At 36.5% G+C, this 23716-nt stretch carries 19 protein-coding genes and 2 other annotated features; all 19 genes read left to right on the top strand.

The window, feature by feature from the left end:
- The first annotated feature begins 51 nt into the window (after positions 1-51).
- The 19 genes from ACLV7Q_RS02125 (at position 52) to ACLV7Q_RS02215 (ending at position 23709) form a co-directional block, all read left to right on the top strand.
- Positions 52-1797, top strand: a complete 1746-nt coding sequence (locus tag ACLV7Q_RS02125; RefSeq protein WP_218757374.1) for an ABC transporter ATP-binding protein — start codon at positions 52-54, stop codon at positions 1795-1797.
- Positions 1787-3529 carry an ABC transporter ATP-binding protein gene (locus ACLV7Q_RS02130; protein ID WP_218757375.1) on the top strand — a complete coding sequence of 581 codons (1743 nt, stop codon included), beginning with the start codon at positions 1787-1789 and terminating at the stop codon, positions 3527-3529. Before ACLV7Q_RS02125 ends, ACLV7Q_RS02130 begins: the two co-directional genes overlap by 11 nt.
- Positions 3530-3659: 130 nt before the next feature.
- Positions 3660-4352: a sugar transferase gene (locus ACLV7Q_RS02135; protein WP_218757376.1), complete on the top strand. Its 693-nt coding sequence runs from the start codon at positions 3660-3662 to the stop codon at positions 4350-4352.
- Between the two features lie 42 nt (positions 4353-4394).
- Positions 4395-5621 (top strand): DegT/DnrJ/EryC1/StrS family aminotransferase, encoded by a 1227-nt coding sequence (locus ACLV7Q_RS02140; RefSeq protein ID WP_173233235.1) that lies wholly within the window; start codon positions 4395-4397, stop codon positions 5619-5621.
- Between the two features lie 920 nt (positions 5622-6541).
- Entirely contained in the window at positions 6542-8620 is a 2079-nt protein-coding gene (locus ACLV7Q_RS02145; RefSeq protein ID WP_218757377.1) for a glycosyl hydrolase family 28-related protein, read from the top strand.
- On the top strand, positions 8604-9350 hold the full coding sequence (locus ACLV7Q_RS02150; RefSeq protein ID WP_078817913.1) for a protein phosphatase 2C domain-containing protein: 747 nt from the start codon (positions 8604-8606) through the stop codon (positions 9348-9350). Before ACLV7Q_RS02145 ends, ACLV7Q_RS02150 begins: the two co-directional genes overlap by 17 nt.
- 57 nt (positions 9351-9407) lie before the next feature.
- Positions 9408-10049, top strand: coding sequence for a phosphate signaling complex PhoU family protein (locus ACLV7Q_RS02155; protein ID WP_000945324.1), 642 nt, complete (start codon positions 9408-9410; stop codon positions 10047-10049).
- A gap of 12 nt (positions 10050-10061) precedes the next feature.
- The gene (galT, locus tag ACLV7Q_RS02160; protein ID WP_218757378.1) at positions 10062-11537 is read left to right on the top strand and encodes a UDP-glucose--hexose-1-phosphate uridylyltransferase; all 1476 of its coding nucleotides are present in this window, start codon (positions 10062-10064) and stop codon (positions 11535-11537) included.
- A 12-nt stretch (positions 11538-11549) separates the two neighbouring features.
- Positions 11550-12560, top strand: coding sequence for a UDP-glucose 4-epimerase GalE (gene galE, locus ACLV7Q_RS02165; protein ID WP_000996560.1), 1011 nt, complete (start codon positions 11550-11552; stop codon positions 12558-12560).
- Between the two features lie 183 nt (positions 12561-12743).
- A complete protein-coding gene (locus tag ACLV7Q_RS02170; protein ID WP_000793811.1) occupies positions 12744-13403 on the top strand; it encodes a DUF1868 domain-containing protein in 660 nt (219 codons plus the stop codon).
- Between the two features lie 24 nt (positions 13404-13427).
- Positions 13428-14495: an extracellular solute-binding protein gene (locus tag ACLV7Q_RS02175; RefSeq protein WP_000738376.1), complete on the top strand. Its 1068-nt coding sequence runs from the start codon at positions 13428-13430 to the stop codon at positions 14493-14495.
- A gap of 102 nt (positions 14496-14597) precedes the next feature.
- Positions 14598-15608 carry an ABC transporter ATP-binding protein gene (locus tag ACLV7Q_RS02180; protein WP_033679773.1) on the top strand — a complete coding sequence of 337 codons (1011 nt, stop codon included), beginning with the start codon at positions 14598-14600 and terminating at the stop codon, positions 15606-15608.
- 11 nt (positions 15609-15619) lie between these two features.
- A complete protein-coding gene (locus ACLV7Q_RS02185) occupies positions 15620-17311 on the top strand; it encodes an ABC transporter permease (protein WP_166732130.1) in 1692 nt (563 codons plus the stop codon).
- Positions 17312-17313: 2 nt separating this feature from the next.
- Positions 17314-18024: an MgtC/SapB family protein gene (locus ACLV7Q_RS02190; RefSeq protein WP_001149044.1), complete on the top strand. Its 711-nt coding sequence runs from the start codon at positions 17314-17316 to the stop codon at positions 18022-18024.
- A gap of 160 nt (positions 18025-18184) precedes the next feature.
- Complete coding sequence (locus tag ACLV7Q_RS02195) at positions 18185-18586, top strand: hypothetical protein (protein ID WP_411865980.1); 402 nt, start codon at positions 18185-18187, stop codon at positions 18584-18586.
- Positions 18587-18710: 124 nt separating this feature from the next.
- On the top strand, positions 18711-19706 hold the full coding sequence (locus ACLV7Q_RS02200) for a LacI family DNA-binding transcriptional regulator (RefSeq protein WP_218757379.1): 996 nt from the start codon (positions 18711-18713) through the stop codon (positions 19704-19706).
- Between the two features lie 214 nt (positions 19707-19920).
- Positions 19921-20150, top strand: a binding site (T-box leader).
- 162 nt (positions 20151-20312) lie between these two features.
- The gene (gene trpB, locus ACLV7Q_RS02205; protein ID WP_023946054.1) at positions 20313-21491 is read left to right on the top strand and encodes a tryptophan synthase subunit beta; all 1179 of its coding nucleotides are present in this window, start codon (positions 20313-20315) and stop codon (positions 21489-21491) included.
- Positions 21482-21713, top strand: a binding site (T-box leader). Its footprint overlaps the gene before it by 10 nt.
- 71 nt (positions 21714-21784) lie before the next feature.
- A complete protein-coding gene (trpE, locus tag ACLV7Q_RS02210; protein WP_218757380.1) occupies positions 21785-23146 on the top strand; it encodes an anthranilate synthase component I in 1362 nt (453 codons plus the stop codon).
- Positions 23143-23709: an aminodeoxychorismate/anthranilate synthase component II gene (locus ACLV7Q_RS02215; protein WP_000601909.1), complete on the top strand. Its 567-nt coding sequence runs from the start codon at positions 23143-23145 to the stop codon at positions 23707-23709. Before trpE ends, ACLV7Q_RS02215 begins: the two co-directional genes overlap by 4 nt.
- Positions 23710-23716 lie beyond the last annotated feature (7 nt).

A 23716-nucleotide genomic window follows, 5' to 3' on the forward strand; every position in this document is an offset into this window, starting at 1 on the left:
AAACCTGAGGTCTCTGCCTCAGGTTTCCATTTGAAATCAGAAAGGGATTTTATGTCCATTATTCAAAAGCTTTGGTGGTTTTTCAAGTTAGAAAAACGCCGTTATCTAGTCGGAATTGTGGCCCTGGTCTTGGTTTCCGTCCTCAATCTCATTCCCCCTATGGTTATGGGGCGGGTCATTGATGCCATCACATCGGGGCAATTAAGCCAGCAGGCCCTTCTTCTTGACCTATTTTATTTGCTTCTTGCAGCCTTTGGGATGTACTATCTGCGCTATGTTTGGCGTATGTATATTCTTGGGACTTCCTACCGTCTGGGACAGATTATGCGGTCTCGCTTGTTTGAGCATTTCACAAAAATGTCTCCAGCCTTTTATCAAACCTATCGGACGGGGGACCTGATGGCACACGCAACCAATGATATCAATGCCCTAACGCGTCTGGCAGGGGGCGGTGTTATGTCTGCCGTGGATGCCTCTATCACGGCGCTGGTAACCTTGCTGACCATGCTCTTTAGCATCTCATGGCAGATGACCTTGGTTGCTATTCTACCCCTGCCTTTCATGGCTTATGCGACTAGCCGTCTAGGAAGAAAGACCCACAAGGCCTTTGGCGAGTCACAGGCTGCCTTTTCTGAACTCAATAACAAGGTGCAGGAGTCTGTATCAGGAATCAAAGTAACCAAGTCTTTCGGTTATCAGTCTAATGAATTGGCCTCTTTTCAGGAAGTAAATGAATTGACCTTCCAAAAGAACCTCCAAACCATGAAATACGATAGTCTCTTTGACCCTATGGTTCTCTTATTTGTTGGTTCATCCTATGTTTTAACGCTCTTGGTCGGCTCCTTGATGGTTCAGAAAGGGCAAATCACGGTTGGGAATCTAGTTACCTTTATCAGCTACTTGGATATGCTAGTTTGGCCTCTTATGGCCATCGGCTTCCTCTTTAATATTACTCAGAGGGGGAAGGTTTCCTATCAGCGGATTGAGGAACTTTTGTCTCAGAAATCACCTGTACAAGACCCTGAGTTTCCTTTAAATGGTATTGAAAATGGATGCTTGAAGTATGATATTGACAGCTTTGCCTTTGAAAATGAGGAAACACTGACAAATGTTCACTTTAGTTTGGAAAAAGGTCAAACATTGGGATTAGTTGGTCAGACAGGCTCTGGGAAAACGTCCTTGATTAAACTCCTCTTGCGTGAATACGATGTTGATAAGGGAGCCATTTATCTAAACGGTCACGACATTCGTGACTATCGTCTGACAGACCTTCGCAGTCTCATGGGCTATGTCCCTCAGGACCAATTTCTATTTGCGACTTCGATTTTAAATAATATCCGCTTTGGGAATCCTAACTTGCCCCTTTCAGCGGTCGAGGAAGCGACTAAGCTAGCCCAAGTTTACCAAGACATTGTAGCCATGCCTCAGGGATTTGATACGTTGATTGGTGAAAAGGGAGTCAGTCTTTCTGGTGGTCAAAAGCAGCGTCTGGCCATGAGTCGGGCTATGATTTTAGACCCTGATATCTTGATTTTGGATGATTCCTTGTCAGCGGTGGATGCCAAGACAGAGTATGCTATTATTGACAATCTTAAGGAAACACGTAAGGAAAAGACAACCATTATCACGGCTCATCGCCTGAGTGCGGTTGTCCATGCAGATTTGATTTTAGTCCTGCAAAATGGTCAAATCATCGAACGAGGCAGGCACGAAGACTTGCTAGCTTTGGATGGCTGGTATGCCCAAACCTACCAGTCTCAGCAGCTGGAAATGAAAGGAGAAGAAGATGCAGAATAAGAAAGAACAATGGGCTGTATTGAAGCGCTTGATGTCCTATCTCAAGCCTTACGGCCTCCTGACCTTTTTGGCACTCAGTTTTCTCCTAGCGACGACGGTCATTAAAAGTGTCATTCCCCTTGTGGCTTCCCACTTTATCGACCAGTATCTGAGTAATCTCAACCAAATTGCTGTGACCGTTTTGCTGGCCTACTATGGCCTTTATATCCTACAAACTCTGGTACAGTATGTCGGTAATCTCCTCTTTGCACGGGTCTCCTACAGTATTGTTAGGGATATTCGTCGCGATGCCTTTGCCAATATGGAGAAGCTGGGCATGTCTTATTTTGACAAGACGCCAGCAGGCTCCATCGTCTCTCGTTTGACCAATGATACTGAGACCATCAGCGATATGTTTTCAGGGGTTTTATCTAGCTTTATCTCAGCAGTTTTCATCTTTCTGACAACTCTTTATACCATGTTGGTGTTGGATTTTCGTTTGACAGCACTAGTATTGCTCTTTCTCCCCTTGATTTTCCTTTTGGTCAATCTTTATCGGAAAAAATCAGTGAAAATCATTGAGAAAACCAGAAATCTCTTGTCAGACATCAATAGCAAGCTGGCAGAAAACATCGAGGGAATCAGGATTATCCAGGCCTTTAATCAAGAGAAGCGCCTGCAGGCGGAATTTGATGAGATCAACCGAGAACACTTGGTCTATGCCAACCGTTCTGTAGCCTTGGATGCCCTCTTTTTGAGACCTGCCATGAGTTTACTGAAACTTCTAGGCTATGCTGTCTTGATGGCCTACTTTGGCTATCGTGGACTTTATCTGGGAATAACGGCAGGAACTATGTATGCCTTTATCCAGTATATCAATCGTCTCTTTGATCCCCTGATTGAAGTGACGCAAAATTTTTCGACCCTTCAAACTTCCATGGTGTCTGCAGGTCGTGTATTTGCCTTGATTGACGAGAGAACCTATGAGCCTCTTCAAGAAAATGGACAGGCCGTGATCAAAGAAGGCAATATCCGTTTTGAACATGTGTGTTTCTCATATGATGGCAAACATCCGATTCTGGATGACATTTCTTTCTCTGTTAACAAGGGTGAAACCATTGCTTTTGTGGGGCATACAGGTTCAGGAAAATCTTCTATTATCAATGTCCTCATGCGCTTTTATGAATTCCAGTCAGGGCGAGTTCTCTTGGATGATGTGGATATCAGGGACTACAGTCAGGAAGAACTGAGAAAAAATATCGGTCTAGTCTTGCAGGAGCCCTTCCTCTATCATGGAACCATTAAGTCCAATATCGCCATGTACCAAGAAATCAGTGATGAGCAGGTCCAGGCTGCAGCTGCCTTCGTAGATGCAGATTCCTTTATTCAAGAACTTCCTCAGGGTTATGATTCCCCTGTTTCCGAGCGTGGTTCGAGCTTCTCTACTGGTCAGCGTCAGCTTCTTGCCTTTGCTAGAACAGTCGCCAGTCAGCCTAAAATCCTGATTTTGGATGAAGCGACAGCCAATATTGACTCTGAAACAGAAAGTCTGGTTCAAGCTTCTCTGGCTAAGATGAGACAGGGGCGAACAACCATTGCCATTGCTCACCGTCTTTCTACTATCCAAGATGCTAACTGTATTTATGTTTTGGATAAGGGGCGCATTATCGAGAGTGGAACCCATGAGGAACTCTTGGCCTTGGGAGGAACCTATCACAAGATGTATAGCTTGCAGGCTGGGGTCATGTCCTAATACTCTTTGATTTTCATTGAGCATAAGAAGGAAATCCTTCAAATTACAGATTTCTTTCACCGCCTTTTCCATTTTGTGGTATAATGAAAAATGTTGACAAATAGTATAATAAAAACAAAGGAGAAACAGCATGCTGAAATGGGAAGACTTGCCCGTGGAAATGAAATCAAGCGAGGTTGAGTCTTACTACCAGCTTGTCTCTAAAAGGAAGGGTTCGCTGATTTTCAAGCGTTGTTTGGACTGGGTTTTGGCCTTGGTTGTACTGGTTCTGACCTCTCCCATCTTTCTCATTTTGAGCATTTGGATCAAGTTGGATAGCAAGGGGCCAGTGATTTACAAGCAAGAGCGCGTGACCCAGTACAATCGACCTTTCAAGATTTGGAAGTTCCGTACCATGGTGACGGATGCAGACAAAAAAGGAAGTTTGGTGACTTCTGCTAACGATAGTCGCATTACCAAGGTTGGCAATTTCATCCGCCGTGTGCGTTTGGACGAACTGCCTCAGCTGGTCAATGTCCTTAAAGGTGAGATGTCCTTTGTAGGGACGCGTCCTGAAGTACCACGCTACACGGAGCAGTATAGCCCTGAAATGATGGCGACCTTGCTTTTGCCAGCAGGAATCACCTCTCCAGCCAGCATCAACTACAAGGATGAGGATGCTATCATCAGTCAAATGACGGAGAAAGGTCTGTCAGTTGACCAAGCCTATGTTGAACATGTCCTCCCTGAAAAGATGCGCTATAACCTCGCCTATCTCCGAGAATTTAGTTTCCTTGGAGACGTCAAAATCATGTTTCAAACCGTGTTTGAAGTGCTAAAATAAAGTAGTCATTAGAAAATGAGTACAGATAAAAGGAGCAAATCAATGCCAAATTACAATATTCCATTTTCACCACCCGATATTACGGAAGCAGAAATTGCTGAAGTAGCAGACACCCTGCGTTCTGGTTGGATCACAACAGGTCCTAAGACAAAAGAACTAGAGCGTCGCTTGTCTCAATATACACAGACGCCCAAGACCGTCTGCCTCAACTCTGCGACTGCCGCTCTGGAGTTGATTTTGCGTGTTTTGGAAGTGGGGCCTGGTGATGAAGTCATCGTTCCAGCCATGACCTATACAGCTTCATGTAGTGTCATCACGCACGTAGGAGCAACACCTGTCATGGTAGATATCCAAGCAGATACGTTTGAGATGGACTATGACCTGCTGGAGCAAGCTATCACTGAAAAAACTAAAGTGATTATTCCAGTAGAACTTGCAGGGATTGTTTGCGACTACGACCGTTTGTTCCAAGTAGTGGAGAAGAAACGTGACCTCTTTACTGCGTCAAGCAAGTGGCAAAAAGCCTTTAACCGTATCGTAATTGTCTCAGATAGTGCCCATGCTTTGGGATCAACTTATAAAGGACAACCAGCTGGTTCTATCGCTGACTTTACATCCTTCTCATTCCATGCCGTTAAGAATTTTACAACTGCTGAGGGAGGAAGTGCGACTTGGAAGGCCAATCCAGCGATTGACGACGAAGAGATGTACAAGGAATTCCAAATTCTTTCCCTTCACGGGCAAACTAAGGATGCTCTTGCCAAGATGCAACTGGGCTCATGGGAATATGATATCGTCACACCAGCCTACAAGTGCAATATGACTGATATCATGGCGTCACTTGGTTTGGTACAATTGGATCGTTACCCTGGTTTACTAGAACGTCGTAAGGAGATAGTGGACCGCTATGATCGTGGTTTTTCAGGTTCTCGTATCCATCCATTGGCACATAAGACTGATACTGTCGAATCTTCACGCCACCTCTACATCACCCATGTAGAAGGAGCGAGCTTAGAAGAACGCAACCTCATCATCCAAGAATTGGCCAAAGCAGGAATTGCAAGTAATGTACACTACAAACCGCTTCCGCTCTTGACAGCCTATAAGAATCTTGGCTTTGATATGGCGAATTATCCTAAGGCCTATGCCTTCTTTGAAAATGAAATTACGCTTCCGCTTCACACTAAATTAAGCGATGAAGAAGTGGACTATATCATTGAGACTTTCAAAACAGTTTCTGAAAAAGTACTAGCTTCATCAAAAAAATGACAAACTACAGTCAAGTAATAGTGATTCTGTTTCTAAAAAGTCTAATTGAGTGTAAAACTGTTGTTTTCAATTGAAAGTCCTATAGTAAAATGAAATAAAAACAGGACAAATCAATCAGGATAGTCAAATTAATTTCTAGCAATATTTTAGAAGCAAAGGTGTACTCTTATAGTTTCAATATACTGTATGGTTTGAAATGAGATGTGAGCAATTTGGTGTAGCATTTAGAATTTTTATTAGGCATCATTTAGAAAATGTAGTGTCTTGTTCTAGTTTTCAATTCACCCTATTTTTGAAAGACGCGAGTTTCCACGAATGAGGTTGTGGAAACTCGCGTCTTTCTTTTTTGTTTTCAGAATATTGTTCAAAGTTTTGAGACTATTTTTCATGTTCTAGTCATTCTTTTGAAATAATCTATAAAACACGTGTCTGCAATGATTTATATGTCCTATTCCAGTATTTTAGAAGAACTGCGTTTATTTTTATAGAGCTTGAATCTAGCTTTTATAGAAAATCTATTTAAGAAATATATTGTATTGTTTTGATTTCAATCCGCTATATGAACGATATTCATGTAAATATACCTGGCGAATGCTTGCATGACAAGATATTTGTTCTTGTATTTATAAATTAGTATTTTACGAGATGTCAACATGCTTTAAATACAGTGAATAGGATATTTTTATGTTCAAGCTAAGAAAGATAGTAATCACTTTTGAATGGAAGGTTAAAGAATTATTAGAAGTATGGTTAGATATATAAATGGTCACGCTTTCACAATTTTGATATTTTATTGTGTTATTCCTTGACAATTTTGATTTAAAAATATATTATAAAGAAAATGACAGCGGTGTCATTTTCTGGCATGGAATTTATATGAATATTAAATTAGGACATAATGTTTTTAATTGGAGGCTAATATGAAATCTTTTCAACAAAATGAGGTTTTCTCTATTCGTAAGTCTAAGGTGGGAGTTTGCTCAGTTCTCTTAGCGGTTTTATTTATTGGAACACAAAGTGTTTTAGCTAATGAAGTAGTTGGTGAAACTTCTTCGTCTAAAGATAATATGCAAATGAACTCTTTGTTGAGTAGCACATCTACATCATTATCTGCGGAACCCCATTCTGATACTCTCAGTCTTGATAACAATTCAAGTTTAAGTACTGATAATAATGGAGGAGTGAGTATTAATCAAAATAAACCTGATATAACAAATGATACTATGATGGGTAACATCTCTGGGATGGAAGTGAATACTATTTTAAGTACTAATCTGAACGAAGACGTAGCTTTGAATGTTAAAGATTATGGAGCAATAGGTGACGGAGTTAATGATGATCGACAAGCAATTCAAGATGCAATAGATGCTGCAGCTAAAGGACTAGGTGGAGGAAATGTATATTTTCCTGAAGGAACTTATTTAGTTAAAGAAATTGTTTTTTTAAAAAGTCATACACACTTAGAATTGAATGAGAAAGCTACCATTCTAAATGGTATAAATATTAAGAATCATCCTTCTATTGTTTTTATGACTGGCTTATTTACAGATGATGGTGCGCAGGTAGAATGGGCTCCAACAGAAGATATCAGTTATTCTGGTGGTACGATTGATATGAACGGTGCTTTGAATGAAGAGGGAACTAAAGCAAAAAATCTTCCACTAATCAATTCTTCAGGTGCCTTTGCTATTGGAAATTCAACTAATGTAACTATAAAAAATGTAACATTTAAGGATAGTTATCAAGGGCATGCTATTCAAATTGCAGGTTCGAAAAATGTATTGGTCGATAATTCTCGTTTTCTTGGGCAAGCCTTACCCAAAACGATGAAGGATGGGCAAATGATAAGCAAGGAGAGCATTCAGATTGAACCATTAACCAGAAAAGGTTTTCCTTATGCCTTGAATGATGGTGGGAAAAAATCTGAAAATGTGACTATTCAAAATTCCTATTTTGGCAAAAGTGATAAATCTGGGGAATTAGTAACAGCAATTGGCACACACTATCAAACACTGGCAACTCAAAATCCATCTAATATTAAAATTTTAAATAATCATTTTGATAACATGATGTATGCAGGTGTACGTTTTACAGGATTCACTGATGTATTAATCAAAGGAAATCGCTTTGATAAGAAAGTTAAAGGAGAGAGTGTACATTATCGAGAAAACGGAGCAGCTTTAGTAAATGCTTATAGCTATAAAAACACTAAAGACCTATTAGATTTAAATAAACAGGTGGTTATCGCCGAAAATATATTTAATATTGCCGATCCTAAAACAAAAGCGATACGAGTTGCAAAAGATAGTGCAGAATATTTAGGAAAAGTATCAGATATTACTGTAACAAAAAATGTAATTAATAATAATTCTAAGGAAACAGAACAACCAAATATTGAATTATTACGAGTTAGTGATAATTTAGTAGTCTCAGAGAATAGTATATTCGGTGGTAAAGAAGGAATTGTTATTGAGGATTCAAAGGGTAAAATAACCGTTTTAAATAACCAATTTTATAATTTATCCGGTAAGTATATATCATTCATCAAATCTAATGGAAATGGGAAAGAAACTGTTATACGTGATAGCGATGGTAATTTCAATATTGTAACGGAGAATGGGCTTTACAAAATTGTAACAAATAATTTAAGTGATAAAAACGAAAAAGAAAAAAACAAAGAGGAAAAACAATCTAATTCAAATAATGTAATTGATAGTAACCAGAAGAACGGAGAGTTTAACTCAAGTAAAGATAATAGACAAATGAATGACAAGATCGACAATAAACAAGATAATAAGACAGAAGAAGTAAACTATAAAATAGTTGGAGATGGCAGAGAAACTGAAAATCATATTAATAAATCTAAAGAAATAGTAGATGTAAAACAAAAATTACCAAAGACTGGTTCGAACAAGATTATGGAACTATTCTTAACAGTGACAGGAATTGGTTTACTTTTGACACTAAAAGGGTTGAAGTATTATGGTAAAGATAAATAAAATTTGTTCGATACAAGGAAGTTCTGTAGAAAATGAGGATACTGTAGGTTCACAAAATCAGTATTTTTGGATTATCGATGGAGCTACAGATTTATATAATTCTAAAGAGGAGATAGGTTATTCAGTCTCAGAAGTTGTACATATTTTATCAGAAAGTTTGTCGGTTAATTGTAAAGAATCAAAAACTCTTAAACAAATATTTGAAACTGCTTTACTCGAGGTTAAAGATGAAATCGGTTTAAACTCATATGAATTAACAGAGTATTATCGCTTACCAACATTTGCTTTTATATTTGCTAAACTTTCAGAAAAAAAGTTGGAGTATATGATGCTAGGTGACTGCGTCATGTTAGTAAACGAAATGGAAATAACTGATCATAGAGTAGATAACTTATTTGAAAAAGGGAAAAATGAGATAAAAGATTCAATTGGTACAAATAGTGTTTTAAATAAAAAAATTATTTTACAAAAAATCAGAAAATTATCTAATCAACCGAATGGGTACTGGATAGGTTCGTTGGATGAGAGATTTTTAGACTATGCTATTATTAATCAAATAGATGTTACTAGTGAACAAATTGTTTTAATGAGCGATGGCTTTTATGAATTCTATCAAAATAATCAAAATAAAACTTTTGAAGAGTTAATTAAGATGAGATTTAATTCTTCTGCTATTGATCCAATCTATGGAAAGAAGGATGATGCAAGTATTCTAGTTATTGATGTTTGATATATTGTTTAAAATATTAATTGTTACTATTGAACTTTGTTAAGAAGAGGTACCTAAATGTTAAGGTTATATTTAGAAAATGAAATTATAGAATTATCAAATAATTTAGAAACCATTTGGGTATCTGTGCTTGATAAATATGAGAAGTTATTTGAATATTTATCAAATGAAGAACGAATAGAATTGATTAAAGAAGATTTAATCATAAATGAGTCAGTTCTAAATGTTGATAAAAAAGGATATGAGTTAATTTGTTTACAACATCCCGTTTCATATGACTTAAGAAGAATTATTAGTGTAATAAAAATATCAACTGACATTGAACGTATTGGGGATAGAATTGTTGAAATTTTAAAAAATCTACAGATTATTCAAAACAATGAAATTTTGAAGAAAATTATTTCAGAAATAAAAATACTTCATGAAGTTATCGGACTGCATATGAATAGGGCTATATCTTGTTATAGAGAGGAACAATCTGGATGTTTAGATATGGTTGTTATACAAAAACAGAATGAGATAGAAGAGCTTAGTATAAATATTGAAAAGAAAATCATGAATTACATATTTGAAGATGATGGGAATGTTTCTGAAGTAATTGGTGCTTTAGATATTATTCATCACCTTGATAAAATTGCTCATACTACGCAATCAATTTATAAATGGATAATGTATAGAAAATATGGGAACATAAATTAGAAAGAAAAATATATGAAAACAATTATTGATAATTTTGTTGATAGAGTAATTGAATACGGAATGTATAATGAAATTGACAAAATATATGTGAAAAATAGAGTACTAGCGTTAATAGGTGAGGAGGGAACTGATCGCATTTCCGATGAAAATGACCTGAAACAAATAAAAGATTACTTAGTGGAAATCGCCTTAAAAAACGGTAAAATTAAAGATTTAATCGAGGAAAAGGAATGTTTAGGAGCAGAGTTAATGAATTTCATAGTTCCTTTACCTAGTCGATTAAATGATATTTTTTGGAGTTCATATGATATATCACCTCAAGAAGCAGTTGAAGAGTTTTATAAGTTAAGTAAAGATAGTGATTATATTAAAACTTCTGCTATTGCTAAGAATATTGAGTTTAGAGCATCAACTAAATACGGAGAGCTAGAGATTACGATAAATTTGTCAAAACCCGAAAAAGATCCAAAAACAATTGCTGCTGAAAAATTAGTAAAAGCAACTAATTATCCTATATGTTTACTATGTATGGAAAATGAAGGATATCAAGGTCGAATAAATTATCCAGCACGTTCGAATCATAGAATTATTCGGTTGAAACTTGGTGACGAAGTATGGGGATTCCAGTATTCTCCCTACTCATATTTTAATGAGCATGCGATATTTTTGAATAGTCAACATGTACCAATGGCTATTACCTCTAAAACATTTGAACAATTATTGGAGATTGTTGATATTTTGCCAGGATATTTTGCTGGTTCAAATTCTGATCTTCCTATCTCAGGAGGCTCCATTCTTAGTCATAACCACTACCAGGGAGGGAAATATATTTTCCCAATGGAAAAAGCAAAATTTGAGAGTGAATTTCGTTTTAAAGACTTTGAGGATGTTAATGCTGGTATTGTAAAATGGCCAATGTCAGTAATTAGGTTACAAAGTGAAAATAAAAATCGCTTGTTAGATTTAGCTACTAAAATTCTAAACAAGTGGAGAGAATATTCAGATTTAGAAGTAGACATCATTGCAATGACTGCAGATGTCCCACACCATACGGTGACTCCTATTGCTCGTAAAGTGGACGGGAGATATGAATTAGATATTGTTCTAAGAGATAATCATACTACTGAACAATACCCAGATGGTGTTTTCCATCCTCATCAAGATGTACAACATATTAAAAAGGAAAATATTGGATTAATCGAAGTGATGGGACTTGCGATTTTACCACCTCGTTTGAAACCAGAGTTAGAAGAAGTTGAGAAATATCTTTTAGGAAAAGATAACGCAATTGCTGATTATCATTTAGAATGGGCCGACCAATTGAAAGAAAAATATCCTCGCATTAATAAAGAAGAGGTTAATAGCGTAGTTCAACACGAAGTAGGACAAGTGTTTGCGAGAGTTCTGGAAGATGCAGGAGTTTATAAGAATACACCGTCTGGGCATGAAGCGTTTATGAGATTTGTTAAGTCGGTTGGAATTAATTAGGAGGAAACCCAAATGGCAATATTGGTAACAGGCGGAGCTGGTTATATTGGTAGCCATACCGTAGTAGAATTACTAAATTTAGGAAAGGAAGTTATCATTGTCGACAACCTTTCGAACTCTAGCATCTTGGTGCTAGACCGTATTGAAGCAATTACAGGAATACGTCCCGTGTTTTACGAATTAGATGTTTGTGATAAACAAGCATTGAGAAAGGTATTTGAACAAGAATCGATTGATGCTGCAATTCATTTTGCAGGTTATAAAGCTGTCGGAGAATCCGTGCAAAAGCCTGTGATGTACTACAAAAATAATATTATGAGTACATTGGCACTTGTTGAAGTGATGTCAGAATTTAATGTTAAAAAGATTGTCTTTTCTTCAAGTGCGACTGTATATGGAATTAACAATCAGTCACCTCTAATTGAGACGATGCAAACAAGTGCTACAAATCCTTATGGGTATACGAAAGTGATGCTTGAGCAAATTTTAAAAGATGTTCATGTGGCAGACTCAGAATGGAGTATTGCGTTGCTTCGTTATTTCAATCCAATTGGTGCTCATGAGTCTGGTTTGATTGGGGAAGATCCCTCAGGAATTCCTAACAACTTGATGCCTTATATTGCACAAGTAGCGGTAGGTAAGCTGTCAGAGCTAAGTGTGTTCGGAAATGATTATGATACGCTTGATGGTACTGGTGTGCGTGATTATATCCATGTAGTAGATTTAGCAATAGGACATATAAAAGCTTTAGAAAAAGTATCTGAAAAAACAGATGTTTATATCTATAACCTAGGCTCGGGAGAAGGCACTAGTGTATTACAACTTGTAAATACATTTGAAAGTGTTAATAAGATCCCTATTCCTTATAAAATAGTTCCAAGACGTTCAGGAGACGTTGCAACTTGTTATGCAAATGCAGACAAAGCATATAAGGAATTAAATTGGAGGACAACAAAATCGATTGAAGACATGTGTAGAGATACATGGAATTGGCAATCAAAAAATCCCAATGGCTATAATTGATGATACTGTCTATATGAGTGCTGTATTTTGGAAAAATTACTTAAACTTTTAATGAAATGCATATTTAATGAAAGATAAATTTTTTTAAAAAATGTTTGAAAGCGCTTGACAAAGTAAACGGTTTCGTTATATAATATAAGCATAGATGACACCGGTGTCAAATATAAAAAAGAGGGTCTTTATATGAAAAACCTAACAAAAATTAAGTTCAAAGAAAATGGAGAATTTAATCATTTTCCAGGAAATACTGTTGTAGCAAATCTTTATACTAAACAAGATTTGATGGAAGTTGTTGATATTATTCAATCACGTTATAGAGAATTACCATTTATCGATAAGTTTACTTTAACTCCAAGGAATTCTATTCACATGACTGTAATTGAATTGTTGTGCCATGAAAATCGTGAAACGGAGTTTTGGAGCAGTAATCTTCCTCTTGATACACCTTTACAGGAAATACATGATTACTTTGCTAAACAACTTGAAATTTTTCCATTGTTGGATGAAGAAATTCATATGCGTGTGACTGAAATGGGAAAACAAAACATACTAGTTGAACCTGCAGATGAAGCTTCTGCAAAGAGATTAGAAGAAATTCGTACTTATGTTTCAGAAAAAGCAGGTGTTCGTTTCCCTAATCATGATAGATATCAATTCCATATTTCAATTGGATATCTTCGGATTCCTCTAACCGAAGAGGAGGAAGAAGAGTTTACTAAAGTCAGAGCAGAATTAACTGAAATTTTATTAGAGAAGATTCCAACTATTACTGTAAACCGTATTGACTATACTGTATTTGAAGATATGAGACAATTTGTTCCATATCACGAAAAATTTAAATAAAATAATAAAAAAGGAGAACTTATCATGAAAAAAATGAAAGTTTGGTCTACTGTACTTGCAACGGGAGTTGCTCTTACTACACTTGCTGCTTGCTCTGGAGGTTCAAATTCTACGACTGCTTCTTCATCTGAAGAAAAAGCTGATAAAAGTCAAGAATTAGTAATCTATTCGAACTCAGTTTCAAATGGTCGTGGTGATTGGTTAACTGCTAAAGCAAAAGAAGCTGGTTTTAATATAAAAATGGTTGATATTCCTGGCGCTCAATTAGCAGACCGTGTTATTGCCGAGAAGAATAATGCAGTTGCAGATATGGTATTTGGAATTGGTGCTGTTGATTCAAATAAAATTAGAGATCAAAAATTACTAGTCCAGTACAAGCCTAAATGGTTAGATAAAATTGATCAATCTTTATCAGATAAAGATAATTATTATAATCCTGTGATTGTTCAACCATTAGTTTTAATTGGGGCGCCTGATGTAAAAGAAATGCCTAAAGATTGGACTGAATTAGGTAGTAAGTATAAAGGTAAATATTCAATTTCTGGTCTTCAAGGTGGTACAGGACGGGCAATTCTAGCAAGTATCTTAGTTCGATACCTTGATGATAAAGGTGAATTAGGTGTTTCCGAAAAAGGTTGGGAAGCAGCAAAAGAATATTTGAAAAATGCATACACTCTTCAAAAGGGAGAAAGTTCAATTGTTAAGATGTTAGACAAAGAAGATCCAATACAATATGGAATGATGTGGGGTTCTGGTGCATTAGTTGGACAAAAAGAACAAAATGTTGTTTTCAAAGTTATGACTCCTGAGATTGGTGTACCATTTGTAACTGAACAAACTATGGTTTTAAGCACTAGTAAAAAACAAGCGTTAGCTAAAGAATTTATTGATTGGTTTGGTCAATCAGAAATTCAAGTAGAATATAGTAAGAACTTTGGATCTATTCCTGCAAATAAAGATGCCCTAACAGAGTTACCTGAAGATACGAAAAAATTTGTTGATCAAGTGAAACCACAAAATATTGACTGGGAAGCTGTTGGAAAGCATTTGGATGAATGGGTAGAAAAAGCTGAATTAGAATACGTACAATAAGAAATAAGAGTTAATTTTTATGTCCAAGTCTCTCTATTATTTCTAAATTTAAGGAAGAAATAAAGAGAGGCTTTTGGTTTAGTAATAGAGGGAGTTAGTGAGATGATTAAATTTGATAATATTCAAATTAAATATGGTGATTTTGTTGCAATTGATAATCTAAATTTAGATATACATGAAGGGGAATTTTTTACATTTCTTGGACCTTCAGGATGTGGTAAATCAACTACTTTGAGAGCATTGGTAGGTTTTCTAGATCCATCATCAGGAAGTATTGAAGTTAATGGAACAGATGTCACTCATTTGGAACCTGAAAAGCGTGGAATTGGTATTGTATTTCAATCTTATGCGCTATTTCCAACTATGACTGTTTTTGATAATATTGCATTTGGTTTAAAAGTTAAGAAGGTAGCTCCAGATGTTATTAAAGCAAAAGTATCAGCAGTAGCAGCAAAAATTAAGATCTCTGATCAACAGTTACAGCGTAATGTATCAGAATTATCTGGGGGTCAACAACAAAGGGTAGCATTGGCTCGTGCTCTGGTTCTTGAACCTAAAATTCTTTGTCTAGATGAACCATTGTCAAACCTTGACGCAAAATTACGTGTAGATTTGAGAAAAGAGTTGAAAAGACTTCAAAAAGAGTTAGGTATTACTACTTTATATGTTACTCATGATCAAGAGGAAGCCTTGACTTTATCTGATAGAATTGCAGTCTTTAACAATGGATACATCGAACAGGTCGGTACACCAGTAGAAATTTATCATAATTCTCAAACTGAATTTGTATGTGATTTTATTGGAGATATTAATGTTTTGACCGATGAAACAGTCCACGAAGTATTACTGAAAAATGCAAGCGTTTTCTTAGAAGATAAAAAAGGATACATTCGATTAGAGAAAGTTCGATTCAATCGTGAAACTGAACAAGATTTCATTCTAAAAGGGACAATTATTGATGTTGAGTTTTCTGGAGTTACAATTCACTATACAATAAAAGTTTCTGAAAGTCAGATTCTTAATGTAACAAGTATTGATAGTCAGGCTGCTATTAGATCTGTCGGAGAAAGTGTGGAATTATTTATCACACCATCAGACGTTCTGCAATTTTAAGGAGGTGCAGTATGCGTCATAAATTAAATTTAAAAGATTGGCTTATTCGTTTAGGGTTAATCTGGTTCTTAGTAACATTTATTATTTATCCAAACTTTGATCTAGTAGTGAATGTATTTGTAAAAGGAGGAGAATTTTCCCTTGATGCTGTACATCGTGTTCTAAAATCTCAGAGGGCACTTCAGAGTATTATGAACAGTTTTAAGTTAGCATTTTCACTCATTATTACAGTTAATGTCGTAGGTATTCTTTGTGTTCTATTTACAGAGTACTTTGATATTAAAGGTGCTAAAATTTTAAAATTAGGTTATATGACCTCTTTAATTTATGGAGGAGTGGTTTTAGCGACTGGATATAAATTTGTCTATGGTCCATATGGATTGATTACAAAATTTTTACAAAATGTTATCCCTTCTTTAGACCCTAACTGGTTTATTGGGTATGGTGCAGTCTTATTCATTATGACATTTTCAGGAACTGCTAATCATACATTGTTTTTAACAAATACAATTCGAAGCGTTGACTATCACACTATTGAGGCTGCTCGAAATATGGGAGCAAAACCATTTACTGTTTTCCGAAAAGTAGTGTTACCAACCTTAATTCCAACTCTATTTGCACTTACTATTATGGTTTTTCTTAGTGGTTTATCTGCAGTAGCAGCACCCATGATTGTTGGTGGTAAAGAATTTCAAACTATAAATCCAATGATTATTACATTTGCAGGGATGGGGAATTCTCGTGATTTAGCTGCCTTACTTGCAATTATTTTAGGTATTGCAACTACAATTTTGCTTACTATCATGAATAAGATAGAAAAAGGTGGAAATTATATTTCTATCTCTAAGACTAAAGCGCCTCTTAAAAAACAAAAAATTGCGTCTAAGCCTTGGAATATCATTGCTCACATTGTAGCATATGGATTGTTCACAGTTTTCATGCTTCCACTAATTTTTATAGTATTATACTCATTTACAGATCCAGTTGCAATTCAAACAGGTAACTTAACATTATCAAACTTTACTTTAGAAAATTATCGCTTATTCTTTAGTAATAGTGCGGCATTCTCTCCATTCTTGGTCAGCTTTATTTATTCTATTATTGCTGCGACAACAGCAACAATTCTCGCAGTTGTATTTGCTCGTGTTGTCAGAAAACATAAATCTCGTTTTGATTTCTTATTTGAATATGGTGCTCTACTTCCTTGGTTACTACCAAGTACACTTTTAGCAGTAAGTTTATTATTTACTTTTAATCAGCCACAATTTCTTGTCTTGAATCAGATTTTGGTAGGTAGTTTGGTAATTCTACTTATTGCATATATAGTTGTAAAAATCCCATTTTCTTATAGAATGGTACGTGCCATTTTATTTAGTGTTGATGATGAGATGGAAGATGCAGCAAGAAGTATGGGTGCTTCACCTTTTTATACTATGATGAAGGTTATCATTCCATTTATTTTACCGGTTGTTCTCTCTGTTATTGCTTTAAACTTTAACTCTTTATTAACTGACTTCGACTTATCTGTATTCCTTTACCATCCCCTAGCTCAACCATTAGGTATTACGATTCGATCTGCAGGTGATGAAACAGCAACATCTAATGCACAAGCTCTGGTATTTGTTTATACAATTGTATTAATGATAATTTCTGGTTCTGTTTTATACTTTACTCAGAGACCAGTTAGTAGAAAAAGGAAATAATAATGCAAGCAACAAGCTTAGGACTATCATATATCGAAATTGTATTAAGAATTGTACTTTCATTAGTTATTGGTGGTGTAATTGGTTTAGAGAGAGGAAGTAAATCTCAACCAGCAGGTATTCGTACACATAGTATTGTTTGTCTGGCTGCATGTTTAATTATGATGACTAATGAGTATGTATCTTATAAATTTGGTACAGGAGATCCTACACGCTTAGGTGCGCAGGTTATATCAGGTGTTGGTTTTCTTGGGGCTGGAACAATACTTATTACAGATAAAAAGAAAATAACTGGTTTAACAACTGCAGCCGGAATATGGGCTTCAGCTGGAATCGGTCTAGCTATTGGTGTTGGTTTTTATGAAGGAGCCATACTAGGAGCAATGTCTGTTTGGAGTGTTATAACTATGTTCCAACCTTTAAAAAAATATCTTCAAAGTCGTTCAAAGATAATCGAATTGTATATCGTTGTTAGATCTACAGAGGCATATAATCGGGTACTAGTATACTGTGCTGAGAATGGCATTAGAATGACTGATTCTAGAACTGCATTTGGAGATGTTAATTCAGAAAGAATTGAATATTTTGATGTTCCAGACAAAAAAATCGCGTCATTTATTACTCTGGAATTATCAGGTAGATTTGAGCACCTTAAACTAATGGAAGAAATTGCTAATATTGTTGGTGTGATTTATGTTGAGGAAATCAGCTAATCTAGGGATAAACAAAGGGACGGATTATTCTAGTCCTTTTGTTTTCTTTAAATAATAAGAAATATAAGGGCACATCTAAAAACTCAATTTCAATACTTTTAAACATTGATGTATCAACGTTTTCTGAGCAATAAAAATAGAAAATCGGTAGTTTTTAGAGGTGTCCATAATAATTTTTGAAGAAAAGGATCTAACTAATTTGAGAGTATATAAAGTGGATTTTGATGCAGGAAAAGTAACTTATTTTGATGACTATAATCTCATACAGGTATACCACTTCCATTCATTTTATGATGTTTGTGAGATGGTGTTCGCTTGTCATTTACCATTTGAAGAAATGCTTAGAAATGTTATTGTTAAGGAGAAAGCTGTTCCCATATTAGAGTGTTATATTGAACAGATAATGAATACATTTCTAAATACAGAAGGATTTACTGAAAATGATTCCTTGGAATTTTCAGGTAGTGTATTTTCTTATCCGGTGATTTGTAATGCAGTTTACAAAATAGTACAAAACAGTGAATTGAATTGTAAAATTTATGTTACTAGTACTGAAAGTTAATGTAGATTTAGTGAAGTATTTCCTCCAGATGTAAACTAGATTAAAAGATTAGAATGTAATTTTCTTGTTAAAATAATTTAAATATTGTATAGTTATAGTGAAGGTTTATGACAGGAGTATTTTAATGGAAAAAGGGAAAAAGGTAACGATATATGATATTGCACGTTTGTCTGGTTTTTCTCCAAAGACAGTTTCACGTGTAATAAATGGAGGGAATAGAGTAAAACCTGAGACTTATAATGCCATAAAAAAAGTCATCGATGAGTTATCCTATATTCCAAATGCGTATGCAAAAAATTTAACTAAAAAAGAAGCTATAAATATATTGATTTCTGTAAAAAAAATCGACTCTTTTCCTTTAATTTGGTTTCAAACTTTATTAGATAAAGTTTTACAAACTTGTAAAGAGTATGGTGTTAACGCTATTGTTGAATATTTTAGTGAAGAAGATACAATTAGTAATTCAATAATCTCGAGTACAGGAAGCTTGATAGATGGTGTAATAGTATTTTATGAAAGTAAAGAAGATATTCGGATTAATTACTTGCAAAAGAATAAAATGCCATTCATAGTTTTTGGAGAATCTAGAACACCTAATGTTGTGTATGTTTCTAACAACAATTTTCAGGCCACTTATGACATGATGAAATTAGTATCAAAAGAAAACATTAATAGTATGTGGTTACTTATGGGAGGAGAATCCCTTGTTAATATTGATCGAGAGAGAGGGGTTCGTGCTTTTTTAAATGATAATAACTATGAAATGGATTTGAAAGTAGTATATGGTCTAACTACAATAGATTCGGTTTATTCATATGCTACAAGACATCTATCTAATCAAAATTATCCTGATTTGATTTTTGTATCCGGTGATGAAAAAGTACAGGGATTGATTCGTTCTTGCTATGAGAAGGAAATTACCATTCCTGATAATATTTCAATAATCGGATTTGACAATATTCCAATTTCTCAATATTATACTCCAGCTTTATCTACAATTTCTCCTAATTATGTTAAATTAGCTCAAGAAATGATTGAAGGGGTATTAGCAATTATAAAGGGGGAAAGTGTCACATCTGTTGAAGTTTCTACTAAACTTGTTAGGAGACAGAGTTTCTAGTATTGTTTAATTCTTGAAAATCCTAATGGAAAAGATGGAGTGTTCTAAAGTAAGTTCTGTTTAGCATCTATTCAGTTTCTATTGAGTTGGATCCAATTTCCAACAAGTGGGACATTTTCACATTCGATTTACTAAAGACATTATCACATTCGAATCACACATCTTTCAAAAAAATCGTAAAAAAGTCTTGACAAAGAAAAAACAAAGTATTAAAATAAGTTCAACAAATCAGAAAAGTAACTATTTTTGATCTTCAGGGAGCCTGTGGTGATTGTGAACAGGTGGTTGAAAGTAGTGAAAGTGGGCTGATTTTAAAAATGAATTTGAAACAATGAAAATTCGGTGCGCACACCTTACAGTGCAACTTGTTGTTAGACAAGGCAGAGATGTAAAGGGATAGTCCCTTTATAATTGAGGTGGCACCGCGTTACCAACGCCCTCACATGGAAGTATATTCTGTGTGTGGGCTTTTTTCTATCCGTCGTTTTGTTTATCTTTTATTAGGGTGTTAAGTCGCTTTGATGAACTTGAGTTCTATCTGCAGCTCCTTCCTACTACTAAAAGCAAACAAAAAGGCCGGATTCATACAGAAAGAGGAAAAATTTTATGACAACTAAAGGTTATTTTGGACAATTTGGTGGTAGTTTTGTACCGGAGCCGATTCAGGCTTTGTTAGATGAGTTGGAAGTGACATTTGACAAGTATAAGGATGATCCAGAATTTTTGGCAGAATTTCGCCATTACTTAAAGGACTATTCAGGTCGCGAAACACCGCTCTATTTTGCAGAAAGTTTGACAGAGCATCTAGGTGGTGCTAAGATTTATCTCAAACGTGAAGATCTTAACCACCTTGGTTCTCACAAACTCAATAACGTTTTAGGACAAATTCTTCTTGCTAAACGCATGGGCAAAAAACGAGTAATCGCAGAAACAGGAGCTGGTCAGCACGGGGTTGCGACGGCGGCAGCTGCAGCCAAGTTTGGTATGGCCTGTGATGTCTACATGGGGGCAGAGGATGTGGAACGTCAACGTCTCAATGTTTTCCGTATGGAGATGATGGGAGCAACTGTTCACGCAGTTGAAACGGGTACACGAACTCTTAAGGATGCAGTCGATGCAGCCTTTGGAGCATGGATGAATGACCTTGAAGCCTTCTATGTTCTGGGATCTGCTGTGGGTCCTCACCCTTATCCTACTATTGTTCATGAGTTCCAAAAAATCATCAGTGAAGAATCTCGTCGCCAAATCTTAGAAAAAGAAGGTCGTTTACCAGACTACGTTATTGCCTGTGTAGGTGGTGGTTCCAATGCCATTGGTGCATTTTCTCAGTATGTGGCTGATGAAGAAGTTAAATTGGTTGGGGTTGAAGCTGCTGGTCATGGACTTGACACAGACAAGCACGCAGCTACTATGACAAAAGGTAGTATCGGAATTGTCGACGGCATGAAGACTTATGCAGTCTTTAAGGAAGATGGAGAGCTGGCTCCAGTTTACTCTATCTCAGCTGGATTGGACTATCCAGGTGTTGGCCCAGAACACGCCTACTTTAAAGATTCAGGTCGCGTGGAATATGTGGCTGCGACGGATGAAGAAGCTGTTCAGGCTCTCCTCCTTCTCAGTAAGACTGAAGGAATTATCCCAGCGATTGAAAGTTCGCATGCTATCGCAGAAGCAGTTAAACGTGCACCGAAACTAAGTAAAGACGACATTATCATCATCAATGTCTCTGGTCGTGGAGACAAGGACGTAGCTGCGATTGCAGACTACCTAGAAGCTAAAAAATAATAGATGGAAAAATTACAGTCCTTTCTCTCACAGAGAGCTTGTGGTTGCTGGAAACAAGCAGAGAAAGTTGTAAGGTTGGGTCCATCTGAAACGAGAGAAGAAAACATAATTCTCAAGGGAGTGCCCTTTATCGCACAGCCTGTTACAGAATCTTTCTAAGACAGGAATGAGAGATAGGAGAAATCCTATAATTGAGGTGGCACCGCGAATTTCGTCCTCACGCAAGTTATTTTGCGTGGGGATTTTTCATACAGTCACCACGAACTAGAAGTAGAACTGAAAGGGAAATTACAATGGAACGAATTATTCATGGAGATGTCTTATCACCAATCTTGGCTTATATGCGCCTAAAGGGGCAACACAAGGTTATCTTAGAGAGTATTCCGAGAGACAAGGAAACAGCTCGTTTTTCTATCCTAGCCTATAATCCTGTTTTTGAGATTAAGTTTGAAAATGGAGTCCTTTATCAAAATGGTCAAGTGATTGATCAGGATCCCTTGGATTTCCTTTATGAAGTGACTCATAAGAGCCAGCACCATTCAGACCTACCTTTTGGTGGTGGGGCCATTGGTTTTGTTGGTTACGATATGATTTCACTTTATGAAGAAATTGGTCAAATTCCTGAAGATACTATTGGAACGCCAGACATGCATTTCTTCGTCTATGAGAGTTATATTGTCTTTGACCACAAGAAAGAAAAAATCCATGTCATCGAGGATGCACTCTATAGTGAGCGTAGTCAAGAAGACTTGGAAAAAGCCTTGAACCAAGTGCTTGAGGAATTACGCATTCCTGCTCCAAATGAATTTGAAGATTTGGATTTATCACCACTTGACTTCAAACCCCATATCGCTCCTCAGAAGTTTGAGGAAATGGTGGAAACGGCTCGTGACTTGATTCGTAACGGGGATATGTTCCAATGTGTACTCAGTCAGCGTTTCTCAGCAGAAGTTACTGGAAATCCATTTGACTTCTACAGAAATCTCCGCGTGACTAATCCTTCTAATTACCTTTATTTCTATGATTTTGGTGATTATCAAATCATCGGTGCCAGTCCAGAAAGTTTGGTTTCCGTCAAAAATGGCATCGTGACAACCAATCCGATTGCAGGGACACGACCAAGAGGCGCTACGGATGAAGAAGACAAGGATTTGGCGACAGACCTGCTTTCGGATGAGAAGGAAACAGCAGAGCATCGGATGTTAGTAGACTTGGGACGAAATGATATTGGTCGCATCTCTGAAACAGCCAGTGTCCAAGTCACCAAGTATATGGAAGTGGAGCTCTTCCGTTATGTTATGCATTTGACCAGTGTTGTCAAGGGGCGTTTGCTTCCAGAACTCACTGCTATGGATGCTTTGAAAGCAACACTTCCTGCTGGAACTGTTTCTGGAGCACCAAAGATTCGGGCCATGAGACGTATCTATGAACTAGAAACAGAAAAACGTGGCGTATACGCAGGAGCAATCGGCTACTTGTCTGCGATGGGTGATATGGATTTTGCCATTGCCATCCGAACGATGATTCTCAAAAATCAAACAGCTTATGTGCAGGCTGGGGCAGGGATTGTCTACGACTCCATCGCCCAAAACGAATACCAAGAAACCATTAACAAGGCTAAATCTATGACTAGAATTGGAGAACTAAGACCATGATTTTATTGATTGACAACTATGATTCTTTTACCTATAACTTGGCCCAATACATTGGGAATTTTGCAGAAGTACAGGTCTTGAGAAATGATGATCCCAAGCTGTATGAAGAAGCTGAAAAAGCAGATGGTCTGGTCTTTTCTCCTGGTCCGGGTTGGCCAGTTGATGCTGGAAAGATGGAAGATATGATTCGTGACTTTGCCGGCAAGAAGCCGATTCTTGGGATTTGTTTGGGCCACCAAGCCATTGCAGAAGTCTTTGGTGGTAAGTTAGGTTTGGCTCCAAAAGTCATGCATGGGAAACAGAGCAATATCAGCTTTGAAGCACCATCTGTTTTGTATCAAGGTATCGAAGATGGCCGTGCGGTCATGCGTTACCACAGTATTTTGATTGAAGAAATGCCAGAAGACTTTGAAGTGACAGCTCGTTCGACTGATGACCAAGCCATCATGGGGATTCAACATAAAAACCTACCAATTTATGGCTTCCAGTACCATCCAGAGAGCATTGGAACGCCAGACGGCTTGTCTTCTATTCGGAATTTTATCGAGAAGGTTGTAAAGTGAGGAAACT

This window comes from Streptococcus mitis (assembly GCF_965111725.1).
In the GTDB taxonomy this organism is placed as follows: Bacteria; Bacillota; Bacilli; order Lactobacillales; family Streptococcaceae; genus Streptococcus; species Streptococcus mitis_DV.